Source organism: Agromyces sp. Root81 (genome assembly GCF_001429165.1).
In the GTDB taxonomy this organism is placed as follows: domain Bacteria; phylum Actinomycetota; class Actinomycetes; order Actinomycetales; family Microbacteriaceae; genus Agromyces.
The window spans coordinates 231,267-242,743 of sequence record NZ_LMIR01000003.1; the positions used below are offsets into that span (position 1 = coordinate 231,267).

The 11,477-nt window shown below is 70.9% G+C and carries 7 protein-coding genes; 3 read left to right on the forward strand and 4 right to left on the reverse strand.

Annotated elements, in window-relative coordinates:
* Positions 1–11: 11 nt before the first annotated feature.
* The gene (locus tag ASE14_RS15665) at positions 12–1,349 is read right to left on the reverse strand and encodes an MFS transporter (RefSeq protein ID WP_056657092.1); all 1,338 of its coding nucleotides are present in this window, start codon (positions 1,347–1,349) and stop codon (positions 12–14) included.
* Between the two features lie 95 nt (positions 1,350–1,444).
* Between ASE14_RS15665 and ASE14_RS15670 the strand changes: the two genes are divergently transcribed.
* Positions 1,445–2,338 carry a LysR family transcriptional regulator gene (locus tag ASE14_RS15670; protein WP_056657095.1) on the forward strand — a complete coding sequence of 298 codons (894 nt, stop codon included), beginning with the start codon at positions 1,445–1,447 and terminating at the stop codon, positions 2,336–2,338.
* 19 nt (positions 2,339–2,357) lie between these two features.
* Here ASE14_RS15670 and ASE14_RS15675 read toward each other — a convergent pair whose 3' ends face one another.
* Positions 2,358–5,447 (reverse strand): DUF5107 domain-containing protein, encoded by a 3,090-nt coding sequence (locus tag ASE14_RS15675; RefSeq protein WP_162257757.1) that lies wholly within the window; start codon positions 5,445–5,447, stop codon positions 2,358–2,360.
* Between the two features lie 35 nt (positions 5,448–5,482).
* Between ASE14_RS15675 and ASE14_RS15680 the strand changes: the two genes are divergently transcribed.
* The gene (locus ASE14_RS15680) at positions 5,483–6,400 is read left to right on the forward strand and encodes an AraC family transcriptional regulator (RefSeq protein WP_235511436.1); all 918 of its coding nucleotides are present in this window, start codon (positions 5,483–5,485) and stop codon (positions 6,398–6,400) included.
* Here the strand turns inward: ASE14_RS15680 and ASE14_RS15685 are convergent.
* A complete protein-coding gene (locus ASE14_RS15685; protein ID WP_157373045.1) occupies positions 6,379–7,329 on the reverse strand; it encodes an aldose epimerase in 951 nt (316 codons plus the stop codon). The two genes, ASE14_RS15680 and ASE14_RS15685, sit on opposite strands and share 22 nt — an antisense overlap.
* Positions 7,330–7,529: 200 nt before the next feature.
* Here ASE14_RS15685 and ASE14_RS15690 point away from each other — a divergent pair, with 200 nt between their 5' ends.
* Positions 7,530–8,222, forward strand: coding sequence for a GntR family transcriptional regulator (locus ASE14_RS15690; protein ID WP_082600993.1), 693 nt, complete (start codon positions 7,530–7,532; stop codon positions 8,220–8,222).
* 78 nt (positions 8,223–8,300) lie between these two features.
* On the opposite strand, the gene ASE14_RS15695 is transcribed toward ASE14_RS15690, so the two are convergent.
* On the reverse strand, positions 8,301–11,456 hold the full coding sequence (locus ASE14_RS15695) for a right-handed parallel beta-helix repeat-containing protein (protein ID WP_082600960.1): 3,156 nt from the start codon (positions 11,454–11,456) through the stop codon (positions 8,301–8,303).
* Positions 11,457–11,477: the final 21 nt, after the last annotated feature.

The following is an 11,477-nucleotide window of genomic DNA, read 5'->3' on the forward strand; positions in this document are numbered from 1 at the left end:
CTTCCCGTCGTTCACACCGACGCTGCGACGACGGGCTCGACCGCGTCATCCGGTGCGGACGGCGCAGCTGTCTGGGGCTTCCTGCGCAGGCGCTTGGCCAGTGCGGCGGTGCAGACGATGCTGATGGCGATGAGCACGATCTGGTAGGCGGCGACGCCCCAGATCTCGTTGCCGAAGGCCGTGAGCAGCGTCTGGGCGACGAGCGGTGTCGCACCGCCGACGATGGTGGCGCAGAGCTGGTAGGAGATCGACAGGCCGGTGTACCGAACCTTCGAGGGGAACGCCCCGGCGAGGAAGCCCGCGAGCACGGCGAAGTACGAGGCGGTCATCACGGTGGTCAGTGCGAGGCCGAACGTGATCGCTCCGGGGTCGCCGGTGCTGATCAGCAGGTAGGTCGGAATCGTCACCACGAGGCTGCCGGTCAGGGTGATGAGCATGAGCCGGCTGATGCCGATGCGATGCGCGACGAGCGCCGCCAGCGGCTGCACGATGAACTGCAGGATCGCGATCACGAGCAGGATGTTGAGCACAGTCGGTCGCGGCACCTCGAGGACGCCGGTCGTCCACGACAGCGTGAAGGTGTTGTTGAAGTACGCGATCGCGATGCCGATGGCGCTCGCGCCCATGCCGAGGAAGATCGACGCCGGAGCGATCTTGAAGACCTCGACGATCGGCGCCTTCACCACGGCGGCGGACTTCTTGAGCTCGGTGAACGCGGCGGTCTCCTCGAGGCTCAACCGCACGACGAGTGCGACGAGCACGAGCACGGCCGAGAAGAGGAAGGGCACGCGCCATCCCCACGCCATGAACTCCTCGTCGGGCAGGCCGCTGACGAGGAGGAAGGCGAGCGTGGCGAGGATCGATCCGGCGGGCGAGCCCTGCTGCACCCACATGCCGGCGAGGCCGCGTCGTCGTTCGGGGGCGTTCTCGGTCGCGAGGGTCACCGCGCCGCCCCATTCCCCGCCGAGGCCGAGGCCCTGCAGCGCCCGCAGTACGACGAGCAGCACCGGCGCCCAGACGCCGATGGTCGCGTAGCCGGGCAGCACGCCGATCAGCGTCGTGGCGATTCCCGTGAGCAGCAGCGTCGCGACGAGGGTGCCTCGGCGACCGAAGCGGTCGCCGAGGTGACCGAAGATGAGCCCGCCGATCGGCCGGGCGATGAAGCCGACCCAGAACGTGGCGAATGCGGCGAGGAGACCGACGGTCGGGGACGCCTCGGGGAAGAAGACTGGCCCGAAGACGAGCGCTGCCGCCGTGCCGAACAGAAAGAAGTCGTACCACTCGATCGCCGTTCCGACGAAGGTGGCGGCGGCGGTCTTGATCTCAGTCGACCGTGTCGACGATGACATGGTGTCTCCCTGGGAATGGGGCACCTGCGGCCCGGGTGCCACCAATCACATCAGTCGCGGCCTATGCTGTCGAATGACACTTTCTTTGGATATCCATGTTGAACGCGCATACCCTCCCCGACCTCCGCCTGTTGGCGCATTTCCTCGCCGTCGTCGAAGCCGGATCGGTGACCCGAGCCGCCGAGAGGCTGCGCCTCACGCAACCGGCCCTCTCGCGCCAGATGCAGCAGCTCGAGCGAAGCCTCGACACACGGCTGTTCGATCGCACCACGACCGGCGTACGACTGAGCTCCGCCGGCCTCACGCTGCTGCCGCTCGTGCAGGCGCTCATCGATCGCGCCGAAGGCGTGCAGCGTGCGGTCGAGCAGGTCGCGACCGACGCGCCGCTGACGTTCCGCGTGGCCTGCCCGGAGGCCACGGTGCGAGGAGTGATCTCCCCGTTCGTCGCCGAGACCGCCGGCCCGATCTCGGGCACCGAGATCGACCTCGCGGTGCGCGTCTACGACCACGTCGTCAGCCGCAGCGCCGACCTGGCGGTGAACACGCTGCCGCCGCCACTCGGCCTCGAATCCGAGCTGATCGACTCGGCACCCGTCCAGATCCACGTGACGCCGGGGCATCCGCTCGCCGCGTCGGACTCGGTCGACGCGAGCGACCTGGCCGGCGAATCGATCATCGTGCTCGCCTCAGGCTCGGGCCTCAGGCAAGTCGTCGATCGCGCGCTGTGGCCGGTGCGGGACCGGATCACGATCGTCGCCGAGCCGTCGTCCTCCGATCTCGCGATGGCGCTGGCCGCGACCGGAGCGGGTGTCTGCATCGATGTCGTCGGAGCGCAGTTCGGACTCGTCGGGCGCCCCTTCACCTCGGAGGGGAATCGCGTGAGGATGCCGATCTACGCCGCCTGGGAGGCCGACCACTTCGCCGCGGAGCAGCTGCGGTCGCTCGCCCGGGCGTTGACGGCGTGGTCGGGCGCGCGAGTCCGCGACTGACCCGACGGCGCCCGGAGCCTCACCCGGCGGTGCCGCCGCCGTCGGCCCTCGGCGCACGGGCGAACAGCAGCAGGTCGGGCAGCGAGGTCGCGAAGTAGTCGACCTCGTCGTCGTCGAGGGATGCCGCGACCGGCGCCACCTCGCTCACCACGGCGCTCGCCCGCACCTCGGCCGCCTCGTCACGACGGCCGAGTTCGTCGAGGAGCGCGGCGAGCCGCTCGTGCAGCGCGCGGGTGTCGGTGAGCGGATGCCGCACCTCGCCGAGCGAGGACGGCAGCTCGATGGCCCGGCGCGCGAAGGACGCGGCCGCGTCGAGGTCGCCGCCCTCGCGTGCGGCATCGCTCAGCGCGAGCGCGAGCTCCTCCCATGCGGCGATCGTCTGCCCTTCGCCGCCCTCCCACGGCGCGAACGGCCGGGTGGACATGATCTCGAGCGCCTCGAGCGCCCGGCCGGAGCGGGCGAGCAGTCGGCACCAGCTCACCGTGAGGTCGTCTCGCCGCAGCACCTGTTCGCGCCGGCCGTCGAGGGCCGCGAGGCGCACATCGGGTGCGGCATCCATGCGCGCGAGCAACTGGTCGCGCTCGTACAGCAGCCGTGCGCTCGGGTCGAGCGCGAGCGCTCGGTCGTACCAGTCGAGCGCCTGCTCGGCGTCGCCCGTGAGGTTGAACGTCGTGATCGCCGCGGTGCGGAACGCGACCGCGTCCTGCAGGCCTGCGGCGATCGCGGCCGTCCAGAGCTCCAGCGCCTCGGCTTCGCGGGCCCGGTCGACGAGGAGCAGCGCGAGCAGCGCGGCCGCGCGAGTGTCGCCCGGGTCTGCGGCGAGTGCAGCGCGCAGCGCGTCGTGGTCGTCGAGCCCCGACGGGAAGCACCGGGTGGCATCCACCGTGCGCGCGGCCTCGCGCGCCGAGCGCGCGTCCGGCTCGCGGCCGAGCTCGGCGAGCAGCACTGCCCGGTGGTAGTGGGCGAGCGGCCCGACGTTGCCTGCCGCCGTGGCGGGGGCGTCGGCGGCGCGATCGAGCGCGGCGAGCGCACCGACACGGTCGCCGGCCGCGCCGAGCTCGAGGGCGACGTCGAGCGCCGTGCGCGGGTCGGTCGCGCCGGGGCGACCCGCGAGCGTGAGCGCGATCTGGTCGAGCGGGTCGTCGGCGAGCCACGCCGCGAGCGCCGACTCCCCCTCGTCGTGACGATCGAGCGCACGCAGCGCGACCACCTGCAGCGAGCGGGCCCGAGAGTCATCGGGACGCGCCGACAGCGAGGCATCCGCTCGCTCGAGTGCCGGTCGCCAACGGCCCGCCTGCGCGTCGATGCGGCCGAGCTGCACCGATGCGGCGGCCGACCAGCGGGCATCCCACGCCGCCTTCGCGAACGCGTCGTACGCTTCGATCGGGCGGCCCGTGCGCGCCAGCACGAGGCCCAGCAGGTACGACGTCTCACCGTCGCGCGGGTTCGCGTTGCGCACGGTGATGCGCTCGAGCGCCCGGCGTGCGTGCGTTTCGGCGGCGGCGTACTCGCCGCGGCCGTAGGCGTCGCGGGCGAGCGCCAGGTTGCAGCGCGAGTCGCCGGGGTCGCGGCGCAGCGCCTCCCGCCAGTACGGCAGCGGCGAGCGGGTCGGATGCCGGAACTGCTCGAGGTGCACGCCCGTGAAGTACAGCTCGTCGACGCTGTCGATCTGCTCGGGCCGAAGCGGCTCGGCGGCCGTCCACGGCAGCGCCCCCGTCGTCTCCGGCCGCGGCCGCCAGCTCACGAGCACCGCGCCGCCCTGCTCCACGCGCACCTCGACGTCGTGGGGCGCGGCGGCCCCAGTGGGCACGCTCGCGGTGAATGGCGCGCCCGGCGCCAGGTCGGCGACCTCGTCGAACACGAGCCGGTCGTCCACCGCGACCGTGACCCGCGTCTTCGGCCGCACGCCCGTGACGCCGACCGCGAGCTCGGCGACACCGCCGGCCACCTCGAGGTGCACCGCGGCATCCGTCGTCGCCTGCTGCACGGTGCCGGTGCCCTGGATCGGGTACCAGTACTGCGTGAAGGTCTTCGTCTCGCCGGGCTCGAGCCACGCGAAGTCGGGCTGGTTGTCGGTGTAGACGCCGGCCATGAGCTCGATGTAGGGCCCGTCGTCGTCGGTGAGCTGCCGGTCCCAGGCCCGCCCGAACTCGGCGTCGCCCCAGGTCCAGAGCTTCTTGCCCGGCGCGACGTGGCGGTCGGCCACGTGCACGAACCCGGCGCCCGCGCGATGGTCGTAGCCGCCGAAGAAGTCGTCGTCGGTGTCGGTGACCATGTACGAGGTCGGCACGTGGATGTTGCGGAAGAAGTCGAGCCGGTCGCCGCCGGTCGCCGAGCGCGACGGGTAGTCGACGCCGTAGTAGGGCCGGTCGGCCGCCGGGAACGCCGTGATCGCACGGCGGGCGTGGTCGGCGACGTAGTTCACGTCGGTCGGGAAGAACGCCTGGTAGTCGTCGTGCACGCGGGCGGCGACGTTCGCCCACCAGTGGAAGGTGTGCGGCTCGTCGGTGCGGTTGTGCACGCGCCCCACGAGTTCGATGACCGTGGAGTCGGGACGCAGGCGCACGCCGTGCATACCCTTCATGCGCGTGAACGGGTCGTGGTCGGAGCACCACACCGTGACGGTGCCGGCGTCGTCGGTCTCGATGGCGGTCTCGACCGGCAGGAACGTGGCCGGGCGGTGGTGCTGCGGCCAGTTGAACTCCACGCCGCCCGAGATCCACGGGCCGGCGAGCCCGACGAGGGCGGGCTTGATCACGTTGTTGCGGTAGAAGAAGTCGTAGCCCGCGACCTTGTCGTAGCCGACGTGGATGCGCCCGCCGAGTTCGGGCAGGATCATCAGCCGGATCCACCGGTTCTCGAGGTGGATGGCGTCCCAGCTGCGTGCGGCGCCCTCGGTGCTGACGCTGTCGATGAACGGGATCGGGTAGACGCGCCCGCTCGAGCCCTGGTAGACCCGGCGATCGAGGAACATCGGGTAGCGGTCGGGCTCCCCCGGTTCGTAGGTGCGCATGGTCACGGGTTCGCGCCACGCCACGGCGTCGCCGTCGGCGAGGCGCGCCCGGAGTGAGGCTGGCGGGTCGGGAAGGATCAGTCGGTCATCGCTCACGCACTCCATCCAAGCCGCGCATCGAGCGTCGCGAAATGCCCGAAGCACCGCCCGGCATGGACGATTCGATGGTTCTGCACCAGACTGGTCGCGTGCCGATCCCAGAGGGCTTCTCGAACCAGCGACTGTTCATCGTGCCGAGGCCCGCCGCGCACGAGGCGCTCACGCGTCCGGTGACGCGAAGATTGCTCGTCACCGACGTCGGCTACTATCCCGAGGCCCGAGATCACGGCATCAATCGGCCTCGCGGCACGCCCGAGACCGTCGTCATCCTCTGCACCGCTGGCACGGGGTGGGTGCGCATCGGCGGCGCCGTGCACCGGGTGACGGCACGCAACGCGCTCGTGATCCCGGCGGGCGCGCCGCATTCCTACGGCACCGATGCCGCGCACCCATGGACGATCTGGTGGTGCCACCTCACCGGGACGGATGCCGCTGAACTCGTCGACTTCATGGAGGTCTCCGTCGACCGGCCGATCGTGCCGGTGCGCTCGATCGAGCGGGCCGTCGCGCTCCTCGACGAGATCATGTCGGGGCTCGAACGCGACCAGTCCCCCGCGCGGCTCGTGGCCGCCTCGGGCGCAGCGTGGAAGCTGCTCACCCAGATCGGCGTCGATCGGGTGCTGCCGACCACGGGCGACCCGCTGCAGCGGGCGATGGCCTTCCTCGCCGAGCGGCTCGACTCCGCGGTCAGGGTGCCCGAGCTGGCCGGGCTCGTCGGGGTGTCGCCGTCGCATCTCAGCGCGCTGTTCCGCAGGGCGACGGGCGGTGGCGTGCTCGCCCACCACACGGCGTTGCGGATGGCGCGTGCCCGGCAGCTGCTCGACGGCACCGACGCCCTCGTCGGGGAGATCGCCCGCGAGGTCGGCTACGACGACGCGTTCTACTTCTCCCGGCACTTCCGCAGGCACCATGGCATGAGCCCGAGCGCCTACCGGTCCCGCGACGCCTGAACGAGCCGGATCGAGAACGCGGCGGACCACTCCGCTCCCGGTTCGATCCACGCGAGGCCCTCGCCGGTGCGCAGCGCGTTCGCGGGTGCCGACATGGGCTCGATCGCGAGCGCGCGCCGCGGGCCCTCGTCGGTCTCGAGCGCCTCGGCGAGGTAGATCCAGGTGAACCGGAAGGCGGGATCGGCGTGCAGTTCGACGCGCGTGCCGTCGGGCGCCTCGAGTGCGTGCACGAGCGGGCGGGGCACGCCCGTCATGGCGAACGCCGCATGACGAGGAGCGACGGGCACCGGCGTACCCGCCCGCAGGTCGGAGGCGGTCCCCGCGACGGCCCGGCGGTCGATCGGGATGTACCGCTCGTCGAGCAGCAGCTCGGTGTCGGCGTCGACCTGCACCGAGAGCTCGTCGACGGGCACCTCCCCGACGCGCAGGTACGGGTGGGAGCCGGCGGCGAACGGCGCCCTGACGCTCCCCCGGTTGAGCGCGGTGATCTCCACGTCGAGGCCGTCGGCGCGGAGCGAGTACCGCACCGTCACCTCGATCGCGAAGGGGTAACCCTGCTCTCCTCCGAGTCGCGCACGCAGCTCGACCCACGAGTTGGTCGCGGCGACGACCTCGAGTTCGCGCGCCAGGAGCAGCCCGTGGAGGGCGTGGCCGAGCTCGGGCTCGGTCGCCTCGAGGTGCTGCAGCTCCCCCTCGTGCTGCCAGGTCGCCCGGTCGACGCGGTTGGGCCAGGGCGCGAGGAGCGCACCGGCGGCTCCGGGCGGCGCTGATGCCTCGACCGTGGGTTCGACGATCGCGACGCCGTCGACGACGAGCGACCGGAGCGATCCGGCCAGCTTCGAGACGACCGCGGCGACCCGACCGTCGTCGGAGGCGAGCTCGATCGCCACCCCATCGGGTCGCCGCCGGTCCGAACCATGCACGGTCATCTCCGCCTCCCTCGCCGAGTCGGGCACGAGCGTATCGAGCACCGCGCCCGCACGACATGTCGATACCGCTGGCCGGGCTGGACGATCTCGCGTTACTGTGTGCCATCCGAGACCGCGGCCCGGTTTTCGAGGTCGTCGTCCAGCCTCGCCTACCGATTCTCGATGAGCGATAAGCTATGGATGTGCCAGAATCATCCGAGATGCCAATCGACTTCGATCGAGGTCTGCTCTCCGACCGCATCTACGACCTCGTACGCGCGATGATCAAGGACTCGACGCTGAAACCGGGCGAACAGGTCGTCGAGTCCCAACTCGCCCGCCGTCTGAGCGTGAGCCAGGCACCGGTGCGCGAAGCGTTGAAGCGCCTCACCCACGACGGGCTCGTCACGCACATCCGCCATCACGGCAGCTTCGTGACGGAGTTCTCCAAGCGCGAAGCCGACGACGCGCGCATCGGGCGCATGGCCCTCGAGGGCATGGCCGCGCGGGTCGCGCACGGCCGCATCGACGACACCACCCGCGCTCGCCTGACTGCCATCGTGGACTCGATGCACGACGCCGCCGAGCGGCACGACATCGCGGCGTTCCGCGAGACCGACTTCGAGTTCCACCGTGCCGTCATCGAGGCCAGCGGCAACGTCTACCTCCCGCGCATGTGGGACATCCTCGAGCCGAGCCTCCGTTCCATGCACGTCCTCTCCGACCCCGGGTACGACGGCGACTGGCGCGTCGTCGCCGAGACCCATCGGGGACTCATCGCCTCCCTCGACGGCGGCGATCCCGACGAGGCGTCCGACCTCTTCGTCGCCCACGCCATGGGCCTCGCGACGCACCCGGAACACCCGATCGGCCCCGCGATGAACCGGGCGATCGCCGCAGCACGCGCTGAGTGAGTCGACGGCTCCTCCCGGCCACCGCAGAACGAACGGGCCCCCGCCTCGCGGGGGCCCGTTCGCGTCCTCGGGATGCGATCAGTCGCGATACACCTGCGCGGCGCTCACATTGCCCGCGGCATCCGTCGCCCGGTACTCGACCTTCACGAGGAGTCCGGCTCCGGCGATGATCGGCTCGTCGTACGCCCGCCAGTCGCCGGCGATCGTCCGATCGCCGAGTTGCAGGACGTACCGGTACTCGATGCCGGAGACCCCCGCGACGTCATCGGTCGCGGAGATCGCCAGACGGGTCGGACGCCGCACGAGCTCTGCCGCGACCGCCGGCGCAGCTGCGTCGATCTTGATCGCGAGCGACACCTCGTCCGACACGTTGCCGCTCGCATCCGCGGCCCTGACCAGCACCTCGTGCGTGCCGTCCGCCTCGATGGAGAGCGGGCCGGTGGCGGTCGTCCAGCCTGCACCGTCGATGTTGGCCTCGATGACCGGCGCCGGATCGAGGTCGTCGGTCGCGGCGACGTTCACGGTCACGGGGCCGGTGTACCAGCCGTTCGCGCCGTTCGGCTCGGCGGGATCGGCCGCCACGGTCACCGCGGGCGCCTGCTCGTCGACCGTGATGCTCACGTCGTCGAAGTACACCGCCCCGGTGCGGTTGTCGGCCCACCAGTCGCCCAGCTGAATCCGGTCGAACGCAGGGCTCGAGGCATCCGTCGCCACCGTCGTGCCGTCGATCTTCAGCTCGAGGGCGTCGTCGGCGGCGTACACCCACTCGAACCGGTGCCAGCCGGTCGAACGCGGCACCGGCGTCGCGACGAAGTTCGCACCGGTTCGGTACACGTAGTTCGTCGTCGAGACCGCGGTCGCGACGCCGAGCGCACGGAACCCGTTGTCGCCGGCCGCGGCGTTCGCAGCGACCTGCATCGAGGTGTCGGCGGCATCGTCCCAGAACCACGCGGCGACCGTGCCGGCCGACTTCGGCTCGGTGTGGTGCGTCAGGATCTCGCGATCCGCGACCACCGCGTGACTGGCGGTGCCGCTGTGCACCTGCGCGGTGCTCGGATGCCCGGTGCCCGACCAGCCGGTGAGCCCGATGTCGAGCGGCTCCTGGGTGGACTTCCGCATCCGCTCGAACGGCAGCGCTTCGAAGCCGGGCACCTGTGCGAAGACGGGCGAGTCGGGCGAGAGCGTGAGGTCGCCGTCGGCCTGGTTGACGAAGCGGAGGTCATCGGTCGTGACCCAGTTGTCGGCGACCGTACCGTTCGACGCCGCCTCCCCGGCGATGTTCAGCTCAGCGCTGTCCTTGAACACGTTGCGCTGCACCGAGTTGTCCTTGGGGATGCACGGTTCGTCGCCGAGGAGGCCGACGAGCCAGGGATAGCGACTCGCCCAGGGCTCCTGCTGGTACGGCATCTTCTCGAGCGACTTCTGCATCCCGCCGCCGGGTGCGCAGTGGTACGACGCCCAGCCGGTGCCGCGTGAGTCGAGCTGCAGCCCGTGCACGCTGTTGACGACGAGGTTGTTCTCGATGATGTTCGAGCGGCCGCCGCCGATGAGGAAGGCGCGGGGCACGTTCACGAGCACGTTGCCGACGACCGTGATGCCCGACGTGAGGTCGTCGAGGTAGATGCCGTCCTGGTCGTTGCCCGGTGCACCGGCACCGCCGATGTCGTGGAGGTAGTTGTACCGGATCACCGTGCCGGTCCAGCTCCAGTCGCGCACGGAGTAGATCGCGCCGGAGTCGGCCGAGTCCTGCACCACGTCGTGGACCTCGTTGTACTCGATCATGTGATCGTTGCCCTCGAAGGCGATCGCCTGATGCGGTGCGTTGAAGATGTGGTTGTCGGCCGCGGTGTTGCCCACGCCGCTCAGCATGACGCCCGGGTTGTAGGTGAGCGCGAGCCGGCTGAAGTCGTGGATGGTGCTCTCGGTGACCGCGTTGTCGGCGCGGGTCAGCGTGGGCCGGTCGCCGCCGCCGACGAAGACGCCGCCGTGTCCGGTGCGGGCGATCTCGGTGCGGTGGACGACGTTGTCGACGCCCGCCTCGATGCGGGCGCCCCACCCGCCGAGGTTCGCGATCACGGAGTCGACGATCCGGTTGTGGTCACCGGAGGCGATGCGGATGCCGTCGCCCCGGGTGTGCTCGAAGCGGATGCCGCTGAAGGTGACGTGCGACGCGCCGTCGATCTGGACGATCGGATCGGTGAGCAGCGAGAGCGCGACCGTGGTGCCCGCGATCGGTGCCGGCGGGAGGAAGTAGAGCACGTTCTCGGCACGGTCGAGGTAGTACTCGCCGGGCACGTCGAGCTCTTCGGGGATGTTGTAGTAGTAGTACCGCTGGTTGGCCCGCACGCTGTAATGGGACGCGTTCTTGGTGGTGATCTGGTTGGTGGCCGCATCGACCGACTCGATCTCGACGTTGCCGTCCGCCCAATCCCAGTACCAGTACCCGTACATCCAGGCGCCTTCGGTGCTCGCCCAGCTCTCGGGGCGCTCGTCGGCATAGCCGAACGTCGCGCCCTCGTCGTAGATCGGGGGCAGCGGGCGGCTCGTGGCACTGCCGCCGAGCACCTGCCGAGGGTTCCCGCCCGGGTCGCTCACCGTGCCGACCTTGACGTAGGCTCCGTCGTTCGGGAAGCGGGCGATCGTCATCGGCTCGCCGTCGAAGAAGATCTCCGCCGGCTCCGCGCCGGGCGGCAGGCCCATGCCGGTCTGCAGGATGTCGCCGAGGTCGTCGATGCCCGCGGCGCCGAGGTCGAACTGCATCACCGAGGAGCGGACGCTCTCGTCGAGACGAGCCCCCGCGCCGTCGGTGCCGGCCGGCACGAAGTCGTCGCCGTTCAGCACTCGGCCTCCGTGCAGGGCCACGTCTTCGCCCGGGTAGGCGCGATAGACGATCGGCGAGCCCTCCTCGCCGGAATCGTCGGCGCCCAGCTCGAACGAGGCGCTGCGTTCGTAGTCCCCCTCACGGAGGGTGACGGTGATGCCGCCATCGGGCAGCCCGCTTCCGGCCTTCGTCTCGCGGATGACCGCCTGGGCCTTCTCGAGCGTCGCGTACGGCGAGGCTTCGGTCCCCGCCCCGTCATCGGAGCCGGTCGGCGACACGAATATCTCGAGCGCGGATGGCGTCGTGGCCTCGGCTGCCGAGGCAGCGGAGAGCGGGGTGAGCAGGGCCGCGGTCACTGCGGCTGCGAGCCCGATCGGAAGTGTTCTTCGGAATCCTCGAGATCCGGGGATCATGCGTGATCCTTTCGACGTCGT

Coding starts and splice junctions, on each gene's coding strand:
- ASE14_RS15695 (WP_082600960.1), bottom strand. CDS start 11,456: ATGATCCCCGGATCTCGAGGATTCCGAAGAACACTTCCGATCGGGCTC.
- ASE14_RS15690 (WP_082600993.1), top strand. CDS start 7,530: ATGCCAATCGACTTCGATCGAGGTCTGCTCTCCGACCGCATCTACGAC.
- ASE14_RS15670 (WP_056657095.1), top strand. CDS start 1,445: ATGTTGAACGCGCATACCCTCCCCGACCTCCGCCTGTTGGCGCATTTC.
- ASE14_RS15685 (WP_157373045.1), bottom strand. CDS start 7,329: ATGACCGTGCATGGTTCGGACCGGCGGCGACCCGATGGGGTGGCGATC.
- ASE14_RS15680 (WP_235511436.1), top strand. CDS start 5,483: ATGCCCGAAGCACCGCCCGGCATGGACGATTCGATGGTTCTGCACCAG.
- ASE14_RS15665 (WP_056657092.1), bottom strand. CDS start 1,349: ATGTCATCGTCGACACGGTCGACTGAGATCAAGACCGCCGCCGCCACC.